This window comes from Pseudomonas sp. 1121_17, assembly GCF_052850745.1.
In genome coordinates this window covers 208161-226879 of sequence record NZ_VXCX01000002.1, presented here as the reverse complement: position 1 = coordinate 226879, position 18719 = coordinate 208161, and the positions used below count along the sequence as shown (strand labels likewise).

The 18719-nt window shown below is 62.9% G+C and carries 18 protein-coding genes; 16 read left to right on the top strand and 2 right to left on the bottom strand.

What is annotated here, in order from left to right:
• Positions 1-36: 36 nt before the first annotated feature.
• Entirely contained in the window at positions 37-1902 is a 1866-nt protein-coding gene (gene exaA / locus FW789_RS05910; protein ID WP_103437222.1) for a quinoprotein ethanol dehydrogenase, read from the top strand.
• Between the two features lie 96 nt (positions 1903-1998).
• The gene (locus FW789_RS05905) at positions 1999-2643 is read left to right on the top strand and encodes a pentapeptide repeat-containing protein (protein WP_446431130.1); all 645 of its coding nucleotides are present in this window, start codon (positions 1999-2001) and stop codon (positions 2641-2643) included.
• Between the two features lie 10 nt (positions 2644-2653).
• Here the strand turns inward: FW789_RS05905 and FW789_RS05900 are convergent, their stop codons facing one another.
• Positions 2654-3289: a response regulator gene (locus FW789_RS05900; protein ID WP_446431129.1), complete on the bottom strand. Its 636-nt coding sequence runs from the start codon at positions 3287-3289 to the stop codon at positions 2654-2656.
• Between the two features lie 202 nt (positions 3290-3491).
• On the opposite strand from FW789_RS05900, the gene FW789_RS05895 reads away from it, so the two are divergent.
• The 13 genes from FW789_RS05895 (at position 3492) to FW789_RS05835 (ending at position 17109) form a co-directional block, all read left to right on the top strand.
• On the top strand, positions 3492-4157 hold the full coding sequence (locus tag FW789_RS05895; RefSeq protein WP_446431128.1) for a response regulator: 666 nt from the start codon (positions 3492-3494) through the stop codon (positions 4155-4157).
• A gap of 533 nt (positions 4158-4690) precedes the next feature.
• Complete coding sequence (locus FW789_RS05890; RefSeq protein WP_446431127.1) at positions 4691-5758, top strand: 3-deoxy-7-phosphoheptulonate synthase; 1068 nt, start codon at positions 4691-4693, stop codon at positions 5756-5758.
• Positions 5759-5899: 141 nt separating this feature from the next.
• The gene (locus FW789_RS05885; protein WP_101319110.1) at positions 5900-6181 is read left to right on the top strand and encodes a peptidylprolyl isomerase; all 282 of its coding nucleotides are present in this window, start codon (positions 5900-5902) and stop codon (positions 6179-6181) included.
• Positions 6182-6299: 118 nt separating this feature from the next.
• On the top strand, positions 6300-8126 hold the full coding sequence (locus tag FW789_RS05880; RefSeq protein ID WP_446431126.1) for an extracellular solute-binding protein: 1827 nt from the start codon (positions 6300-6302) through the stop codon (positions 8124-8126).
• Positions 8123-9184, top strand: coding sequence for a microcin C ABC transporter permease YejB (locus tag FW789_RS05875; protein WP_207074108.1), 1062 nt, complete (start codon positions 8123-8125; stop codon positions 9182-9184). Before FW789_RS05880 ends, FW789_RS05875 begins: the two co-directional genes overlap by 4 nt.
• Positions 9184-10200, top strand: a complete 1017-nt coding sequence (locus tag FW789_RS05870) for an ABC transporter permease (protein WP_446431125.1) — start codon at positions 9184-9186, stop codon at positions 10198-10200. The genes FW789_RS05875 and FW789_RS05870 overlap by 1 nt, the downstream gene beginning before the upstream one ends.
• Before the next feature lie 94 nt (positions 10201-10294).
• A complete protein-coding gene (locus FW789_RS05865; RefSeq protein ID WP_446431124.1) occupies positions 10295-11365 on the top strand; it encodes an acyl-CoA dehydrogenase in 1071 nt (356 codons plus the stop codon).
• The gene (locus FW789_RS05860) at positions 11362-12117 is read left to right on the top strand and encodes a PIG-L deacetylase family protein (protein WP_446431123.1); all 756 of its coding nucleotides are present in this window, start codon (positions 11362-11364) and stop codon (positions 12115-12117) included. Before FW789_RS05865 ends, FW789_RS05860 begins: the two co-directional genes overlap by 4 nt.
• Positions 12114-12713 carry a class I SAM-dependent methyltransferase gene (locus FW789_RS05855; protein WP_411561733.1) on the top strand — a complete coding sequence of 200 codons (600 nt, stop codon included), beginning with the start codon at positions 12114-12116 and terminating at the stop codon, positions 12711-12713. Before FW789_RS05860 ends, FW789_RS05855 begins: the two co-directional genes overlap by 4 nt.
• Positions 12710-13372 (top strand): glycosyltransferase, encoded by a 663-nt coding sequence (locus tag FW789_RS05850; protein WP_207074111.1) that lies wholly within the window; start codon positions 12710-12712, stop codon positions 13370-13372. Before FW789_RS05855 ends, FW789_RS05850 begins: the two co-directional genes overlap by 4 nt.
• A 91-nt stretch (positions 13373-13463) precedes the next feature.
• Positions 13464-14231 (top strand): 3-hydroxybutyrate dehydrogenase, encoded by a 768-nt coding sequence (hbdH, locus tag FW789_RS05845; protein ID WP_103437213.1) that lies wholly within the window; start codon positions 13464-13466, stop codon positions 14229-14231.
• Between the two features lie 74 nt (positions 14232-14305).
• On the top strand, positions 14306-14581 hold the full coding sequence (locus tag FW789_RS05840; RefSeq protein ID WP_101319093.1) for a peptidylprolyl isomerase: 276 nt from the start codon (positions 14306-14308) through the stop codon (positions 14579-14581).
• Positions 14582-14676: 95 nt separating this feature from the next.
• The gene (locus tag FW789_RS05835) at positions 14677-17109 is read left to right on the top strand and encodes an autotransporter family protein (protein WP_446431122.1); all 2433 of its coding nucleotides are present in this window, start codon (positions 14677-14679) and stop codon (positions 17107-17109) included.
• On the opposite strand, the gene FW789_RS05830 is transcribed toward FW789_RS05835, so the two are convergent.
• Entirely contained in the window at positions 17106-17729 is a 624-nt protein-coding gene (locus FW789_RS05830) for a LysE family translocator (RefSeq protein WP_207074114.1), read from the bottom strand. The genes FW789_RS05835 and FW789_RS05830 overlap by 4 nt on opposite strands.
• Before the next feature lie 134 nt (positions 17730-17863).
• On the opposite strand from FW789_RS05830, the gene FW789_RS05825 reads away from it, so the two are divergent.
• Positions 17864-18682 (top strand): AraC family transcriptional regulator, encoded by an 819-nt coding sequence (locus tag FW789_RS05825; RefSeq protein WP_446431121.1) that lies wholly within the window; start codon positions 17864-17866, stop codon positions 18680-18682.
• Positions 18683-18719: the final 37 nt, after the last annotated feature.

The window sequence follows — 18719 nt, the reverse complement described above, 5'->3', positions numbered from 1 at the left end:
AGGCTAACCAGGCACAACCTCACTGGGAACTCCACCATGACAACAAGAACATCACCCGTCCTGCTTTCGCCTCTTTCTGCCGCCCTGCTCCTGGCCAGCCTGGCCTGCGGCGGCGCTGCCCAGGCCAAGTCGGTTACCTGGGAAGATATCGCCGACGACCACAAGACCACCGGCAACGTGCTGCAATACGGCATGGGCACCAACGCCCAGCGCTGGAGCCCACTGGCGCTGGTGAATGACCAGAACGTATTCAAACTGACCCCGGCCTGGTCGTTTTCTTTCGGTGACGAAAAACAACGTGGCCAGGAATCCCAGGCGATCATCAACGATGGCGTGATCTACGTCACCGGCTCCTACTCGCGGGTATTTGCCCTCGACGCCAAGACCGGCAAGCGCCTGTGGACCTACAACCACCGCCTGCCGGACGACATTCGCCCCTGCTGTGACGTGGTCAACCGGGGCGCGGCCATCTACGGCGACAAGATCTTCTTCGGCACTCTCGATGCACGGGTGGTGGCGCTGAACAAGGACACCGGCAAGGTGGTCTGGAACAAGAAGTTCGGCGACCATAGCGCCGGCTACACCATGACCGGCGCGCCAACCCTGATCAAAGACCAGAAGAGCGGCAAGGTACTGCTGATTCACGGCAGCTCGGGCGATGAGTTCGGCGTGGTGGGTCAGCTGTATGCACGTGACCCGGACACCGGCGAAGAAGTCTGGATGCGACCGTTTGTCGAAGGGCACATGGGCCGCCTGAACGGCAAGGACAGCACCCCGACCGGCGACGTCAAAGCGCCGTCCTGGCCGGATGATCCAAGCTCGCCAACCGGCAAGGTCGAGGCCTGGAGCCACGGCGGCGGCGCCCCTTGGCAGAGCGCCAGCTTCGATGCCGAAACCAATACCATCATTGTCGGCGCCGGCAACCCTGGCCCGTGGAACACCTGGGCGCGCACCTCCAAGGACGGCAACCCGCACGACTACGACAGCCTGTACACCTCCGGCCAGGTCGGCGTCGACCCCACCACCGGTGAGGTCAAGTGGTTCTACCAGCACACGCCGAACGATGCCTGGGACTTCTCCGGCAACAACGAACTGGTCCTGTTCGATTACAAGGACAAGGACGGCAAGCAATTCAAAGCCACCGCACATGCTGACCGCAACGGCTTCTTCTACGTGGTCGACCGCACCAACGGCAAGTTGAAGAACGCCTTCCCGTTCGCCGACAACATCACCTGGGCCAGCCACATCGACCTCAAGACTGGACGCCCGGTTGAAAACGAAGGGCAGCGTCCGGCCAAGCCTGAGCCAGGCCAGACCAAGGGCAAGCCAGTCGAAGTTTCGCCGCCGTTCCTCGGTGGCAAGAACTGGAACCCGATGGCATACAGCCAGGACACCGGGCTGTTCTACGTGCCGGCCAACCAGTGGAAAGAGGAATACTGGACCGAAGAGGTCAACTACAAGAAGGGCTCGGCGTACCTGGGCATGGGCTTCCGCATCAAACGCATGTATGACGACCACGTCGGCACCCTGCGCGCGATGGACCCGACCACCGGCAAGATGGTCTGGGAGCACAAGGAGCGCCTGCCGCTCTGGGCTGGCGTGCTGGCAACCAAAGGCAACCTGGTGTTCACCGGTACCGGCGACGGTTACTTCAAGGCGTTCAACGCCAAGACCGGCGAGGAGCTTTGGAAATTCCAGACCGGCAGCGGCATCGTCTCGCCGCCGATCACCTGGGACCAGGACGGTGAGCAGTACATCGGCGTAACCGTCGGCTACGGTGGCGCGGTACCGCTGTGGGGTGGCGACATGGCCGAGCTGACCAAACCTGTGGCACAGGGTGGCTCGTTCTGGGTATTCAAGATCCCGGCCTGGGACAGCAAGAGCAAGACAGCCCAGCGCTGAGTTGCCTGGCTGCGGCCCCACCAGCGCCTCGTGCGCTGGTTGTGGCTGCGGCCAAGCGCCGTGAACGAGGGCCTCGCCCTCCTCTGAGGAGCCACCATGAACTACCTTCCCTTCGCGTTGATTCTGGCGCTCAGCCCGGTTGTTGCCGATGAACTGGGCGATGCCCCACTTACCATCAATGGCTGCGTGATCGCCGCCGAAAGCAAGTGCGCCAACGCCAACCTGCGCGGCGCCGATCTGAGCAATCAGGACCTGCGCAAGATCGACCTGTCTGGCGCCGACCTGCGCGAGGCCAACCTGCGCCATACCCGGCTGGATCTGGCCAACCTGGAAAAAGCCGACCTGCGCGGCGCCAACCTGACCCGTGCCAGCCTGCAGCAAAGCAACCTGCGTCTGGCGCAACTGCAGAACGCAACACTGGTCGCAGTGCAGGCCTGGGGCATGTACGGGCAAGGCGCCAATTTTGAAAATGCCGATTTGTCGGCGGCCTATCTGGAATTCGCACGCCTGTCCGGGGCCAAACTGCACGGCGCCAAGCTGCATGCGGCTGACCTTGAGATGACCTGGCTGAGCAAAGCCGACTTGAAGGGCGCAAGCCTGGCCGATGCCAATCTGCAGGAAGCCAAGCTTGGCGAAAGCAATCTGGAAAATGCTGACCTGCGCGGCACCCGTCAGCACTATGCGAATTTCCAGGACAGCAACATGGAAGGCTGCAAAGGCTGCCCGCAGACCTGGAAGTAATCCGGTCTGTTCAGGCGACCGCTTTGAGCAACCCTGCCTGCAGTGCCAGGTGGACCAGCTCCGCTTGGCTGCTGACGCGCAACTTGCTCTTGAGCAGGGTCAGGTGATTGGACACGGTCTTGCTGCTGATACACAGCTGGGTGGCAATACTGCGCAACGCCGTGCCCTTGGCCAGCAGCAGGAAAATCTCGGCCTCGCGCGGCGTCAGGCCATGCAGGCAGTCGGTCTCAGCCTGCGCGGGCTGACAGGCCAACGCGGTCGCCAAGCCCTGCTCGATATAGGCATGTCCGCTAAGGGCCTTGCGCACCGCCTCGACCAGTACCTCAGGGGTGATCTGCTTGGACAGAAAGCCGCAAGCCCCAGCCGCCAATGCCTGACGCACCAGGCTCAGTTGCGCATGTTCACTGAGAAACAGCACGCGTAGCTGTGGCAAACGCTGGCGCAGACGGCGGGTGGTTTCCAGGCCACTGATGCCCGGCAGGTCGAAATCCATGATCACCAGCCCCGGCACCTGCGCCTGCACCATGGCCAGCGCCTGCTCGCCATCGCTGGCCTGCAGCAAGGGCATCTGCGGCAACGCCTGGGCCAGGGTCGCGGTAATGCCGGCGCGCAGCAACGGGTGGTCGTCTACCAGCAAAATGGCCATGCCTTGTGCCTCCTGTACAGTGCAGGCCTCCATGCTAGAAGCCCTGCCGCTGCCCAGACCTACTACTTTGGTACTGCTTCGCATGGCGATGGTCGCATTCACAAAGCCTTGCTACCGGCTCTTAATAGCGGCATAACGAGGGCTGCTGCCAAGCAAACTGCCCCTGCGTGCGAGCACACATACAACAATAAGGTGCACAGCCATGTACAAGATTCTTATCGCCGACGATCACCCATTGTTCCGCGAGGCCATGCACAACGTGATTGCCGATGGATTTCCAGGCAGCGAGGTGATGGAAACCGCCGACCTCGACAGCGCTTTGGCGATGACCTGCGAAAACGACGACCTCGACTTGATCCTGCTCGACCTGAACATGCCCGGCATGCACGGTCTGGGCGGTTTGATGAACCTGCGCAACGAGGCGCCGACCATTCCGGTGGTAATCGTCTCGGCCGAGCAGGACAAGCAGGTGGTGCTCCAGGCCATTACCTATGGCGCGGTCGGCTTCATCACCAAGTCCTCACCGCGGGCGCAGATGACCGACGCCATCGAGCAGATTCTCAACGGCAACGTCTACTTGCCACCGGACATCATTCGCACGCAGAAGCCCGGCGCCCGCCGTGCGGTCAGCGAAGCGCAGAGCTTCGCCCCGGAGCTGCTGCAGGCGCTGACCCGCAAGCAACTGCTGGTACTTGAGCGGATGACCAAGGGCGAATCGAACAAGCAGATTGCCTACCACCTGGACATTGCCGAGACCACGGTCAAGGCTCACGTATCGGCGATCCTGCGCAAGCTCAATGTGCACAACCGGGTGCAGGCGATCCTCAGCGCCGGCGATATCGACTTCACCGCCTACCTGCGGCGCTGAGGAAAAAAAGCGCATTCAGCCATTGAATGCGCCGTTGCAAGTGCAGTAAGCTCGGACTTAATTACTGGAGTACAACATGACCCACAGCCACCACCACACTGCCACCTGCACCGCACGCACTGCGCGCCGGCTGCTGGCTGTCGTGCCTGGTTCGGTCGTCTCCACCGTTTATTTTGGGTATTGGTTTAGCCACTAGGCGCCGCTGATACCCACCGGCGCCCACTCTTCGAGGGGCCGCCGAACATGAGAATACTCAACCCCCGGTCGGCTTCCCGACCGGGGGTTTTGCATTTCCAGACCTTTGAAAAACACCAAACATATCGAGGATTTCAACATGAACTACCGCACTTCCTACCGCGCAGCCACCTATACCTGGCGATTTAGCCAATCCCGTTCGGGCCAGCCTGCCGCCTCCGTTCGGTCGATTTCCGGTGGCGATGCCGCACAAGAACCGCATTTGACGATTTGTCGAACACCTCGATAGGGCCGACCACGCGGGCCTGAACCCGCTGTCCGCCCAGGGAAACAGAACTATGCAAGCCGCTACCCTCGCCCTGCCCCTGACCCAACCTGTTGCTGCCAATTCCGCTGTCAGCCAACGTCTGCCCAGCCCGCACCTGCTCAAGCAGCAAATGCCACTCACGCCTGAACTTGCCCAGCAAGTGGAGCAGCACCGCCAGGCCATCCGCGCCATTCTCGAAGGCCGTGACTCGCGCCTGCTGGTGATTGTCGGCCCGTGTTCGATTCATGACCCACGCTCAGCGCTGGAATACGCCGACCGCCTCGCTGCACTCAGCCGTAAGGTCGAGGACAAGCTGCTGCTGGTGATACGCGCCTACGTCGAAAAGCCGCGTACTACAGTCGGCTGGAAGGGCCTGGCCTACGACCCGCATCTGGATGGCAGCGACGACATGCACGCCGGTATCGCCCTGTCCCGTGGTTTGATGCTGAGCATGCTTGAACGCGGCTTGCCGATCGCCACCGAATTGCTCCAGCCGATGGCTGCCGGCTACTTCGATGACCTGCTCAGTTGGGCAGCGATTGGTGCACGCACCACCGAGTCGCAGATTCACCGCGAGATGGTCAGCGGTCTGCGGCTGCCGGTGGGGTTCAAGAACGGCACCGACGGCGGCATCACGGTTGCGACCGATGCCATGCGCAGCGCCGCCCATCCGCATCGGCACTTTGGCATGGACGCTCAGGGTCATCCGGCGATCATCGAAACGCTGGGCAACGCAGACACCCACCTGGTCCTGCGCGGCGGCCATGATGGGCCTAACTACGATGCGCAGAGCATAGCTCGTGCGCGACAGAGCCTGGCCAAGGCGGGGCTCGCTGCGCGCATCTTGGTCGACTGCAGCCATGCCAACAGCGGCAAGGACCCAGCTCGGCAGCCAGCCGTGTTCGACGATGTGCTGGCACAGCGGCTGGCGGGGGATCAATCGGTGGTTGGCATGATGCTTGAGGGGCATCTGTACGATGGCTGCCAGGCCCTCGGCAAAGGCGACCTCGCCTACGGGGTATCGATCACCGACGGATGCCTTGGCTGGGAGGCCAGCGAGCGACTGTTGCAACGCTGCGCCATGCGCCTGCGTCAGTAGTACCCGGCGCAGACACGGCGCGCAGCAGCGGCACTTGCGGCGCCCTGCAAACGGTGTTGGCTGTCAGCGACAACAACCATGGCAGACAACCGCGTGTGGTTTGCGCTAGGCTTGCGGACTCATTCAAAAGGAGCATTTCCCATGGCCAAAGCCACCGCCCGCCACATCCTGGTCAGCAGCGAAGACAAGTGCAACGAGCTCAAAGCGCAGATCCAGGGCGGCGCCGATTTCGCTGAAGTCGCCAAGGCCAACTCCAGCTGCCCATCCAGCCGCCAAGGCGGTGATCTGGGTTCGTTTGGCCCAGGCCAGATGGTCAAGGAGTTCGACACCGTGGTCTTCAGCGCGCCGCTGAATGAAGTTCAAGGTCCGGTCAAGACCCAGTTCGGCTACCACCTGCTGGAAGTGACCAGCCGTCAGGACTGATCCAGTCCTGCCTGCCCGCCTCTGCAGTTTCGCTGCGGCGCCGGGCATGGCTTGCGATGGCGACCGACCTGGCGCACGCCAGGGAGGCGCTGTCGCGCGTATTGGGCGCTTTTGTCGTGTGGCGACAGTGCTGCTTGCCGGTTGCCTTGTTACCTTCGCCCAGGCGGAGCCCAGGCACGCCCTTACGGTCTATGACGAAGCACCACGCTACCCCGCCACCTTCCAGCATTTCGACTACGTCAACCCTCACGCCCCCAAAGGCGGCAGCCTGCGCCGCTCGGCGATGGAGATTGGCCAGTTCGACCATGTCCTGCCCTACATCGACCAAGGCACCGGCGTCAGCGAAGTCGACGGTTGGTTGTATGCGCCACTGGCAGTACGTTCGTTCGACGAGCCCTACACGGTCTACGGCCTGATTGCTCGGCGCATGGAACGCGGGCCGGACGACGCCTGGTTGCGCTTCGAGATCGATCCCCGCGCGACGTTCGCCGACGGCAAACCCGTCCGCGCAGAAGACGTGCGCTTTACCTATGAGCTGTTGTTAAGCAAAGGCAGCCTGAAGTTTCGCACGCAGTTTGCCGAGGTTGCGGCGGTTGTCATAGAGGGCCCGCGCACTGTCCGCTTCGACTTCAAACAACCCCATGGGCGCACCTTGGCGCTGGATCTGGCCACCCTGCCGGTACTGCCTGAGCACGACTGGCAGCAGCGCGACTTCGCCACGGGTGCGGGCTTCGGCAAACCGCTGGGCAGCGGCCCGTACCGCATCGGCAAGATCGACAATGGCCGCAGCATCACCTTCGAGCGCGACCCGAACTGGTGGGCGATGGACCTGCCGGTCAACCGTGGCCGCTACAATTTCGAACGCATGCGCATCGAGTTCTTTGGCGATACCGAGGTTGCCCGGCAGGTGCTGCGTGGTGGCGGTTTTGACTATAACCGCGAGTTCTCGGCCACCGCCTACACCCTCGGTTACAACGGCGCGCAGCTGGACGACGGTCGTTTGCAGCGCGCCCACCTGGGCCCAGCCAAGCCGCAGGTGGCCCAGGGTTTTGTATTCAACCTCGACCAGTCGATGTTCAAGGATCGCCGCACACGCCAGGCGCTGGCCATGCTCTGGGATTTCGAGTGGAGCAACCGGCAGATGATGCGCGGCATGTACATCCGCCAGCAGAGCATCTTCGCCAACACCCCGCTGGCTGCCCGTGCGTTGCCGGACGCGCAAGAGTTGAAGTTGCTTGAGCCGCTACGCGGTCGCGTGCCGGACGAGGTCTTTACGCAGGTGTTCACCGCGCCGGTGACCGATGCTTCAGGGATCGTCCGCCAGCAACAACTTCAGGCACTGGCACTGCTACAAGCTGCCGGCTGGCGGCCGCTTGGTGACCGCCTGGTCAACGCCGAGGGCCAGCCGTGCGAGTTCACCTTTCTCAACGGCCAGGCAGGGCTTGAGCGCATGCTGCTGCCGTGGAAGCGCAACCTGGCGCAGATCGGCGTCACCTTGAACATTCGCAACGTCGACTCGGCGCAATACGTCAACCGGCTGATGGCGCGCGACTACGACATGATCGTCACCGGCTATCCGGTGACCCTCTCGCCCGGCAGCGAACTGTTTAACTACTTCGGCTCGGCGGCCGCCAACGATCCAGGTTCGAACAACCTGATGGTGCTCAAGGACCCCGCCGTGGATAGCCTGCTGGCTGGGCTGATACAGGCCGACAGCCAGGCCAGCATGCGCCGTTACGCGCATGCACTGGACCGGGTGATGCAATGGAATTACTACTGGATCCCCAACTACTACCCGCCCGGCAGCTCCACGGTATGGTGGAACCGCTTTGGCCGACCCAAGGTCCAGGCCGCCTATGATGAAGGCCTGGACAGCTGGTGGGAGGTCAGCCCGACCGCACTGACCAATGAGCAGATGGCCAAACGGCTGAAGGCTTCGCCATGACCGCTTATATCCTGCGCCGCTTGCTGCTGATCATCCCAACCCTGCTGGCCATTCTGCTGGTCAACTTCGCCATCGTTCAGGCCGCGCCTGGCGGGCCGGTCGAACAGGCGGTAGCGCGCTTGCAGGGTCTCGGCGGTGGCAGTACGCCAGGCGCCGGCAGCGAAGTGGTTCATGCACAGTCCCGGGCCACCCGTGGCCTGGACCCGAAACTGATCGAGGAGATCAAGCGCCAATACGGCTTCGACAAGACTGCCCCCGAGCGGCTTTGGCTGATGCTGGGTCAGTACGCCCGGCTGGATTTTGGCAACAGTTTCTTTCGCGGGGCAAAGGTTACCGACCTGATCGTGGAGAAGCTGCCGGTGACCTTGTCGCTGGGCTTCTGGGCGACCTTGATCACTTACCTGGTGTCGATCCCCCTGGGCATCCGTAAGGCCGTGCGCCACGGTAGCCGCTTCGATGCCTGGAGCAGCGCGCTGATCGTGATCGGCTACGCCCTGCCCTCATTCTTGTTCGCCCTGCTGTTGATCGTGATGTTTGCCGGTGGCACCTCGTTGAACTGGTTCCCGGTGCGCGGGCTGGTTTCCGAGGACTTCGATCAGTTGAGTGTGCTGGGCAAGGTCGCCGACTACTTCTGGCATCTGGTATTGCCTGTAGGCGCCTTGGTAATCGGCGGTTTCGCCACGCTTACCCTGCTGACCAAGAATGCGTTTCTCGAAGAAATCTCTCGTCAATACGTGGTGACTGCTCGCGCCAAAGGCCTGAGCGAGCGGCGGGTGCTCTACGGGCATGTGCTGCGCAATGCCATGTTGCTGGTAGTGGCCGGCATACCCCAGGCGCTGATCACGGTGTTTTTCGCCGGATCCCTGCTGATCGAAGTGATCTTCTCGCTCGATGGCCTGGGCCGCATGAGTTATGAAGCAGCGGTTTCGCGCGATTATCCGGTGGTGTTCGGCACGCTGTTCATCTTCACCCTGGCCGGGCTGCTGATTCGCCTGATCGGTGACCTCTGCTACACCGTACTGGACCCGCGGATCGACTTCGACGGGAGGGCGCACTGATGCTCTCGCCCGTCACCCTGCGCCGCCTGCAACGCTTTCGCCGCAACCGCCGCGGCTGGATTGCCCTGTGGCTGTTTGCCGGCCTGCTGGTGCTGACCCTGGGCGCCGAACTGGTCGCCAACGACAAGCCGCTGCTGCTCGGCTACAAGGGCGAGTTGTATGTACCGGCCCTCAAACGCTACACCGAGCAGCAGTTTGGCGGCCAGTTACCGTTCCAGCCCGACTATCGCAGTCAATATGTGCGCCAGCTGATCGGGGATCAGGGCGGCTGGATGCTGTTTGCGCCGATCCCGTTCAGTGCCGACACCCCCAACTACGATCTGCAGGTACCCACCCCCAGCCCACCCTCCGCGAGCAATTGGCTGGGTACCGATGATCAAGGCCGGGACGTGCTGGCTCGGGTGCTGTACGGCACGCGCGTGTCACTGCTGTTCGCGTTCGCCTTGACCGCCATCAGCGTCCTGATTGGCATATCTGCCGGCGCTTTGCAGGGCTATTACGGCGGCTGGGTCGACTTGCTTGGCCAGCGCCTGCTGGAAGTCTGGTCCGGCCTGCCGGTGCTGTACCTGTTGATCATTCTCAGCGGTTTCGTCGAGCCGGATTTCTGGTGGTTGCTGGGGATCATGGCGCTGTTTTCCTGGCTGGCGCTGGTCGACGTGGTGCGTGCCGAGTTTCTCCGCGGGCGCAACCTTGAATACGTCAAGGCGGCACGTGCGCTTGGCCTGACGGACATGCAGGTGATGCTGCGCCATGTTCTGCCCAATGCCATGAATGCGACCCTGACCTACGTCCCATTCATGCTCACCGGGGCGATCACCACCCTGACGGCTCTGGACTTCCTCGGTTTCGGCATGCCCGCCGGCAGCGCGTCGCTGGGTGAACTGGTGACCCAGGGCAAGCAGCATCTGCAAGCGCCATGGTTGGGCTTTACCGCATTTTTTGCCTTGGCGTTGATCCTGTCGTTGCTGGTGTTCATCGGCGATGCGCTGCGCGAGGCATTCGATCCGCGTGCTTAAGCGCGGCACAACTGCCCGCGCCGCGAATCGATTGAACTCTGGACTGCTCCGCCCTCTCCCACTCTAGAGACTTGTCGATTGTCCTGGAGCCATCATGGAGAAGCCCCTGCAGGCGTGCCTGCGTACGGAAACTGCTGGCCAGCCGCAACATCAGTTACTCCCACTGCTGCAGGCATTCGCCGAGCGACCGCTACAGGTGAATGTGGACACTCAACTGCCCGAGCTGATGCACACACTGCAAGCGGCACAGCTCGACCAACTGCCATTGCCCGGCCATGGCCAGACGCTTCAACGTTGGCGGATGCTGGCGCAGATTGGCGGCTGCGATCTGACCCTGGCCAAACTTTACGAAGGCCATACCGATGCCCTGGCGATTTTGGCCGAATGCGGTGCTGCGCGGCTTGCTGGCAATGGCATATGGGCGGTGTGGGCTGCAGAGCCACCGGATGCCCGCACGCTGATCAATTCGCGCAGCGGCGAGCAGCTGCGCCTCGCGGGCCGCAAAGCCTGGTGCTCCGGCGCGCTGCAGGTCGACCATGCCCTGATCACTGCCTGGGCCGACGATGACCAGCCGCAACTGGTAGCCGTTGATCTGCGCCAGCCTGGCCTGCGGATTGAGCTGGAAAAGTGGCAGGCGCTCGGCATGGCTGCCACAGCCAGCGCCGACATCGTCTTCGACGGAGCGATGGGCGTTGCCGTCGGCGAGCCTGGGCAGTACCTCGCTCGCCCTGGCTTCTGGCAGGGCGGTGGCGGCATTGCCGCTTGTTGGTATGGCGCCGCCGAAGCGCTCGGGGAGTATCTACATCAGCAGCGGAGCAAGACACGCCCGGACCCCCACGGTGACGCCCACCTCGGCGCCGTTGACGGGGCGTTGTCCGCCGCAAGGGCCGGGCTGCACGAGTGCGCCGCCTGGATTGATCAACATCCGCAGGCAGACGCCAGTTTGCCGGTGCGCCGCGTACGTGCCCAGGTCGAACAGGCAGCAGAGTGCGTTATTCATCATGTGGGCCGCGCCCTTGGTGCGACGCCGTTCTGCCGTGATAGCCACTTCGCCCGGCTCAGCGCCGACTTACCCGTTTACCTGCGCCAGAGCCACGCCGAGCGGGACCTGGCAACCCTTGGACAACAGCTGGCACAACAGCCAGCAGGAGCCTGGCAGCTATGACCAAGAACTTGATCCAGGCGAGCACCGGCACCGCTTGGGCAGACTGGCAGCATTCTGCGCACCTGGCCCGCAGCAAGTGGATCGACGCTAACACGCTGTGCCCGCCCGGTCGCCGGCTGGTGCTACTGGCACCGCACCCAGACGACGAAATCCTCATGGCCGGCGGGCTACTGGCCGGCTTCCAAGGCCGTGAGGAGGATCTGGTGCTGGTATCGGTAACCGATGGCGAGGGCAGCCACCCGGATTCTGCCCAGTGGAGCGAGCACCGGCTGCGCCGGCAGCGGCCGCTTGAAAGCCGCCACGCCTTGCAGCAGCTGGATCTGGACCTGAACAAACTGGACTGGCGCCGGCTGAGTCTGAAAGACGGTGCCGTGCGCCGCGACGAGGCATTTCTGGTCAACCATCTCAATCAATTGCTCAAGCCGGATGACCTGCTCATGGCCACCTGGCGCAACGACGGCCACTGCGACCACGAAGCCGTAGGCCGCGCCGCCGCGCAGGCGGCTCAGGCGCGCAGCGCGCAATTGGCTGAGGTGCCGGTATGGGCCTGGCACTGGGCTGAACCGGATGATCCACGCCTACCATGGTCACGCGCGCACCGCTACCCGCTCGACGACTTGCGCCAAACCCGCAAGCGCAAAGCCATCGGCGCCCATTCAAGCCAACTGGAGGCCGATGACAGCCAGCCGCCGGTGCTGCCGCAACATTTGCTCGACTGCCTGCTGCAACCTTTCGAACTGGTGTTTCTATGAGTGTTGATTCGCAGTATTTCGCCGACCTGTACGCCGGTAATGATGACCCATGGGCATTCCGCAGCCGCTGGTATGAACGGCGCAAGCGCGAGCTGCTGGTCGCCAGCCTGCCGCGCCAGCGCTATGAGCGCGCATTTGAACCTGCCTGCGCCAACGGCGAACTGAGTGTGCTGCTGGCTGAGCGTTGCGCGGAGCTGGTATGCCAGGACCTTGATCCGACCGCCGTAGAGTTGGCCCGCCAGCGCACAGCCGGTATGGAGCATGTCAGCGTCGAGCGCGGGCGCTTGCCGGGTGACTGGCCAGCTGAGCGTTTCGATCTTATTGTCCTGAGCGAGGTTGGCTACTACCTGGACCCTACCGACTGGTTGCAGGTGCTTGAACAAGCGGTAGCCAGCCTGGACGATGACGGTGGCCTGGTCCTTTGCCACTGGCTTCACCCGATCGCCGGATGCCCGCAGAACGGCCGCCAGGTGCATGCGATGCTCGCCAGACATTTACCGTTGTACGCCCAGTTTCGCCATGAAGAGGCTGACTTCCTGCTCGAGTACTGGTCGTGTCAGCCCCGCGTGGTCGATGTCGACGAGAGGTGCGCATGATTGCCGTGATCATCCCCGCCCATAACGAGGCACGCCGCCTTGGCCGCTGCCTGAAGTCAGTCAATGCCGCCGCCGCGCTGGCACGCGAGGCCGGGCATCAGGTAGAAGTACTGGTGGTGCTGGATCGCTGCACGGACAGCAGCGCAGCCATTGCCCGCCGTCATCAGGTGGAGACGCTGAGCGTCAACGCGGGCAGTGTCGGTGCCGCGCGCCAGGCGGGCGCGGCACTGATGCTGGAGCGCGGCGCAACCTGGTTGGCGTGCACTGACGCCGACAGCTGCGTGCCCGGCCACTGGCTGTTGTCGCAACTGGCCTGCGAAGCGCAGGCAGTTTGCGGCACGGTGCATATCGAGCGCTGGCAGCCGTGGCAGACGGCAGCGCTGCGCAAGTTGTACCTCAGCCGCTATGAAGCTCGTGAGGGCCACCGGCATATTCATGGGGCCAACCTTGGCATCTGCGCCAGAGCCTATACCCTGGCTGGCGGCTTTGCTCCGCTGGCCGCCCATGAAGACGTGCACCTGGTGCGGGCGCTTGAGGCTCAAGGCGCACAGATAGTCTGGACCGCCAGGCACAGCGTAGCCACCAGCAGCCGCCGTGACAGCCGTGCACGCGAGGGTTTTGGCGATTATCTAGCTGGGCTGGAAACCGTAACAGGCTAGTGCGGGGCAGGCATCTGCAGAGACAGAAGTGCTACCCTCAAGTTCCTCGCCGAGGCGCTGCCCACAAGCGCCAGCACTCCAGGAGCTTTGCATGTCTCTACAAGGTAAAACTGCACTGGTCACCGGTTCAACCAGCGGCATCGGCCTGGGTATAGCCAAGGTGCTGGCCGGCGCGGGTGCCAATATCGTTCTCAACGGTTTTGGCGATGCAAGCGCTGCCCTTGCCGAAATCAATCAACACGGCGTGCAAGTCGCCCATCATCCGGCTGACCTCTCTGACATCGCCCAGCTCGAAGAGCTGTTCGCGTTTGCCGAGCGCTTTGGCGGCGTCGATATTCTCGTCAACAATGCCGGTATCCAGCATGTCGCCCCGGTCGAGCAGTTCCCCGCCGAGAGCTGGGACAAGATCATCGCCTTGAACCTCTCCGCAGTGTTCCACGGCACCCGCCTGGTGTTGCCGGGCATGCGTGAGCGCAACTGGGGGCGGATCATCAATATCGCCTCGGTGCATGGCCTGGTGGGCTCGGTCGGCAAATCGGCCTACGTGGCAGCCAAGCACGGGGTGATCGGCCTGACCAAGGTGGTTGGCCTGGAAACCGCCGCCAGCAACGTCACCTGCAATGCCATCTGCCCAGGCTTCGTGCTCACCCCGCTGGTGCAAAAGCAGATTGACGATCGCATCGCGGCAGGTGTCGATCTGACGCAGGCACAGCACGATCTGCTGGCCGAGAAGCAGCCCTCAGGCGCGTTCGTCACCCCTGCGCATCTGGGTGAGCTGGTGGTGTTCCTGTGCAGCGAGGCCGGCAGCCAGGTCCGTGGCGCTGCGTGGAACGTGGATGGCGGCTGGCTCGCCCAGTAACCGTCGAGCGGCCAGCCGTGCGCGCCGCGATCAGGCATAATGGCCGCCTTTTTTTCCCGGTACGCAGGTGTCCCATGAAAGCTCAAGCCCGCCATATTCTGGTCAAGACCGCCGCTGAAGCCGAGCAGCTCAAGCAGCGTATCGCCAAGGGCGAGGCGTTTGACGTGCTGGCCAAGAAGTTCTCAACCTGCCCCTCTGCCAAGCGTGGCGGCGACCTGGGCGAAGTGCGCCCCGGGCAGATGGTCGGCGCAATTGACCAGGTGATCTTCAAGAAAGCCGTGCGCGAAATCCACGGCCCGATCAAATCCAAGTTTGGTTATCACCTGGTCCAGGTGGTGTACCGCGACTGATACTGATGGCGCCTTGCCACCCATCAGTTTTGCCAGTTGCCAGCACAGGATGCGACCTCTGAAACTCGCCCAAGTCGAGGACATCGGAGGTCTGTATGATTCGCCCAACCACGCTTTGCTTCATAGTTAGCTTACCGCTGCTGAGCACTGCTCATGTTCAGGCCGCCTGTAGCTTCACTCCAGGCCCTGGTAACGACGCGCATGTCTGCGACAGTGGCAGCGCGCCCTCGTTGACGGACAATGCGGGCGACAACAGCCTGTCCTTCCCCGCTGGCGGTAATGGGGTGATCACCGGCAATGTCTCCTTTGGCGATGGCAAGGACGCGCTCACCATGGCCTCAGGTGAAATCGGCGGCAACGTTGATCAGGGGGGTGGCATCGACGATTTCACCATGAGCGGCGGCATCATCCGCGGCAACCTCAATCAAGGCGATGGCCTGGACACCTTCAGCATGACCGGCGGGCATATCGTCGGCACTTTTCTCAGCGGCGACTACGCGCAAATGACCGCAGGACGGATCGGCAACGTCAACATGTTGCTCGACAAGAATGTGTTCATCATGCGCGGCGGTACCATCGATCGTAATATCAGCACCGCTTTCGACACCGATCTGGTGGAGATTTTTGCGGGCGACGTGGGCGGTAACATCAGTGTCAGCGGTGGCGATGACCAGGTGTTGATCCATGGTGGGCGCGTGGGTGGCAACATTCTGCTCAGTTTTGGCAACGATCGCTTTGTCTGGGACGGCGGCACTATCGGTGGCCGAGTGGACCTCGGCGCCGATGATGACACAGCCCTGCTCAAGAACCTGGACACTCAGGCGCTGCGCACCGCCATCAACGGCGGCGTAGGCGAGGACACACTGACCTTCGAGGCCAGTCAGCCCACGGGTGGCGCACTCTATAGCCAATTCGAAAAAATCATACTGAAAGATGCGAGCCGGCTGACACTCAATGACTCGCTGGTACTGGGCGACGCCAACAGTGGCACGGGTGTGCTGACCGTCGCCCCCAGCAGCAGCGTGATCTCCCGCCAAGGCAGTGTCAGCCCTTTTGCTCCTGGCCAGAACGCGTCCCTGATCAACGCTGGCACACTTGACCTAGGCAGCGGCGGCGACGCTCAAGGACGCCTGCAGGTGCTGGGCAATTATCAGGGTGACAATGGCATTTTGCGCATCAACAGTGTGCTCGCGGGTGACGGCGCCGCCTCTGACCGGCTGGTCGTCAGCCAGGGCACGCTGAGCGGCAGCACTGCCTTGCAGGTGACCAACCTCGCTGGTTCAGGCGCTTCGACCTCGCATAATGGCATTCAAGTGGTCGAAGCGCGCGAGGGTGCTACCAGCAGCAACACCGCGTTCGTGCAAAGCCAGGTGCTCTCGGCGGGCGCCTATGACTATCGACTGTTCAAAGGGGGTGTGACAGCGGGCAGCGAGAACAGCTGGTACCTGCGCTCGAGCCTTGTCGCCGCACCTGAGGCGCCACCAGGCGAAGTGGCAATAGCTGCGCCGGTCACGGCCGTTGCACCCGGCCAGGCCGCGCTGCCGACCGTCCAGCCAGGCCAAGATATCCCGCTGTATCGCCCCGAGGTCGCGCTGTACGCTGCCGCGCCACGCGCCGCAGGTATCATCGTCAGGCAGGCTTTGGGCACATTCCATCAACGCCAGGGCGATCAGCGCCTGTTGGCTGGATCCGGCTCACTCGGCGCCAGTTGGGGGCAGGCATACGGCGGTGCCATTCGCCAGCAATGGAGCGGCACCGTCAGCCCAGGGCTGGACGGTGACTATCAGGGCTACAAGGTCGGCCAGGATCTCTATGCCCATGTAGACGCAGACGGTGTACGCCAGCAGTTTGGTGTCTATTTCAGCCACAGTCGCCTGGACGCCGATGCCACAGGCTTTGCCTTGGCCCAGCGGAACGTCGATGTTGGCAAACTGCGGTTGGAGGGCGATAGCGTCGGTGCCTACTGGACACGGGTAGGCGCACAGGGCAGCTATCTCGATGCGGTACTCCAGTTTACCGATCTGAGCGGTCGTGCTCGCTCAGAACGTGGCAGGCAACTCGATCTCGACGGTCGCAGCTGGTCCGGCTCATTGGAGGGCGGCTACCCGCTTGCCCTGTCCGAGCACTGGACGCTGGAGCCGCAAGCCCAGCTGATTGCCCAGAAAGTGAAACTGGACAGCGCGGGCGATGGCGTCGCGCAGGTGAGCCACGATGCTCAACTGGAGTTGACCGGCAGGCTCGGCGCTCGCCTCGAGGGCACGTTCACCGATGCCGACAAGCGCATGCTGCAACCTTACCTACAACTGAACCTGTGGCACGGCGACGGCGGCCCTGACAGCCTGGTCTTTGACGGTGTCGACACGATCAAGACCGATTACCGCTACACCTCACTGCAGCTTGAAAGCGGTCTGGTAGCCCAGGTCAACAAAGCGCTGGGCGTACATGTCGGTGTTCAGTACAGCACCAACCTCGACAGCCATCAGCAACAAAGCAGCGGCATCAACCTGGGGTTGCGCTGGCAGTACTAGCGACGCGCAGCCAGCAAGCCCACGCCGGCGAGGCCTAACAGTGAGGCACTGACCCGGTTGAACAACCGCCGAGGCCGCGGCTGGTTGAACCAACGCTGCAGGTAGGCACCGAGTGCGCCATAGATGGCGATGGCTGCCCATTCCAGCAACAGGAACCACACGCCCAACCAGAGGAACTGCTCGCCTACCGGCATGGGACTGTCGGTGCTGACGAACTGCGGCAAAAACGCGGTGAACAGCAATATGGCTTTTGGATTGCCCGCCGCCACCCAGAACTCCTGCCGGGCCAGCCGCCAGATCCCGCGAGGCTCGCCGCTTCCCAAAGCTGCCTCACCCACCGGCGCCCGCCATAGCTGCCAGGCGATATAGAACAGGTAGCCCGCCCCGATCAACTTGATGGTCAGAAACAGCCAGGCGCTGGTATGCAGCACCACAGCGAGGCCCATCGCTGCCAGGGCGATCATGCCGCTGAACGCCAGAATTCGGCCGGCCCCGGCCAGGCAGGCAGTATGCAGGCCATAACGGCTGGCATTATGCAGTGACAGCAGGTTGTTCGGTCCAGGCGCCATGTTCAGGGCAAAGCAGGCGGGGACGAATAGCAGCAGGCTCGACATGTCCATTGTTGTTCTCCTCGATACCTGCGAAGGGTCGCCCCGCTCTGGAACCGGGTCAAGCACAGTCACGCGGCAAATGGCCGGCACAGTACCGAGCAGGTAGACTCGCAGGTCTGCACAGCAACTCAAACAGGCCACTGATGCACACCGCAAGCAGCGAAATCTGGCATGACCCGGCGTTACCCTTCGTCGAGAGCAGACGCGCCTGTCACAGCCGTGCCTGCTACAAGGCGCACAGCCATCCGACCTTCTCGATTGGCGCCGTCGATGCCGGCTTCAGCCGCTTCAGCGGTGCCGGTGCAGGCCAGCAACGCTTGAGCCCGGGCGCTCTGGTACTGGTGCCCGCGCAGCGGGTGCATGCGTGCAACCCTGAATCCGGGCAGGCCTGGAGTTATCAGATGGTGCACATCGATGCGCAGTGGCTAAGTCAGTTGCGCGCAGAATCCGGCGTCGTCGCAGGCGACCGTGGCGGACCGGCAAGAATCAGCCGCTGCCCGCAGGCCTATCGACACTTTTGTCAACTGAACACGCTGCTGTTCTCCGCCGCCGCGCCGCTGCACAAAGAGACTGCGCTGGTCCAATTCATGGCCGAGCACGACTTCTCAGCGTATGCGCCCTCTCCGACAGCTCCTGCACCGTCCTTGAGCGGTGCCGCCCTTGTGGACGTTATCGCGGCTATCGACCAGGCCGAGTTGGCCGAGCTCAGTCTGGCCTCTCTCGCAGCCCAAGCCGGGCTTGGACGTTATCAGCTGATCCGCGCATTCCAGGCGGCCACCGGCCTGACCCCGCACGCCTACCTGCTCAATGCGCGGGTCAATCGGGCACGGCAGTGCCTACGCCAAGGCCTGCCGTTGGCAGAAGTCGCCTATAAACTGGGCTTTGCCGACCAGAGCCATTTTCAGCGGGTCTTCAAGGCGCATGCCGGCACAACGCCGGGGCGCTATCGCCTGATGCGCTGACTGCAATATTGTTCAATACGCTATCCCGGGCGGGCCG

Excerpts from the sequence above, each read along its gene's own strand:
- exaA (WP_103437222.1), top strand. The coding sequence starts at position 37 with ATGACAACAAGAACATCACCCGTCCTGCTTTCGCCTCTTTCTGCCGCC.
- FW789_RS05905 (WP_446431130.1), top strand. The coding sequence starts at position 1,999 with ATGAACTACCTTCCCTTCGCGTTGATTCTGGCGCTCAGCCCGGTTGTT.
- FW789_RS05900 (WP_446431129.1), bottom strand. The coding sequence starts at position 3,289 with ATGGCCATTTTGCTGGTAGACGACCACCCGTTGCTGCGCGCCGGCATT.
- FW789_RS05895 (WP_446431128.1), top strand. The coding sequence starts at position 3,492 with ATGTACAAGATTCTTATCGCCGACGATCACCCATTGTTCCGCGAGGCC.
- FW789_RS05890 (WP_446431127.1), top strand. The coding sequence starts at position 4,691 with ATGCAAGCCGCTACCCTCGCCCTGCCCCTGACCCAACCTGTTGCTGCC.
- FW789_RS05885 (WP_101319110.1), top strand. The coding sequence starts at position 5,900 with ATGGCCAAAGCCACCGCCCGCCACATCCTGGTCAGCAGCGAAGACAAG.
- FW789_RS05875 (WP_207074108.1), top strand. The coding sequence starts at position 8,123 with ATGACCGCTTATATCCTGCGCCGCTTGCTGCTGATCATCCCAACCCTG.
- FW789_RS05870 (WP_446431125.1), top strand. The coding sequence starts at position 9,184 with ATGCTCTCGCCCGTCACCCTGCGCCGCCTGCAACGCTTTCGCCGCAAC.
- FW789_RS05865 (WP_446431124.1), top strand. The coding sequence starts at position 10,295 with ATGGAGAAGCCCCTGCAGGCGTGCCTGCGTACGGAAACTGCTGGCCAG.
- FW789_RS05860 (WP_446431123.1), top strand. The coding sequence starts at position 11,362 with ATGACCAAGAACTTGATCCAGGCGAGCACCGGCACCGCTTGGGCAGAC.
- FW789_RS05855 (WP_411561733.1), top strand. The coding sequence starts at position 12,114 with ATGAGTGTTGATTCGCAGTATTTCGCCGACCTGTACGCCGGTAATGAT.
- FW789_RS05850 (WP_207074111.1), top strand. The coding sequence starts at position 12,710 with ATGATTGCCGTGATCATCCCCGCCCATAACGAGGCACGCCGCCTTGGC.
- hbdH (WP_103437213.1), top strand. The coding sequence starts at position 13,464 with ATGTCTCTACAAGGTAAAACTGCACTGGTCACCGGTTCAACCAGCGGC.
- FW789_RS05840 (WP_101319093.1), top strand. The coding sequence starts at position 14,306 with ATGAAAGCTCAAGCCCGCCATATTCTGGTCAAGACCGCCGCTGAAGCC.
- FW789_RS05835 (WP_446431122.1), top strand. The coding sequence starts at position 14,677 with ATGATTCGCCCAACCACGCTTTGCTTCATAGTTAGCTTACCGCTGCTG.
- FW789_RS05830 (WP_207074114.1), bottom strand. The coding sequence starts at position 17,729 with ATGGACATGTCGAGCCTGCTGCTATTCGTCCCCGCCTGCTTTGCCCTG.
- FW789_RS05825 (WP_446431121.1), top strand. The coding sequence starts at position 17,864 with ATGCACACCGCAAGCAGCGAAATCTGGCATGACCCGGCGTTACCCTTC.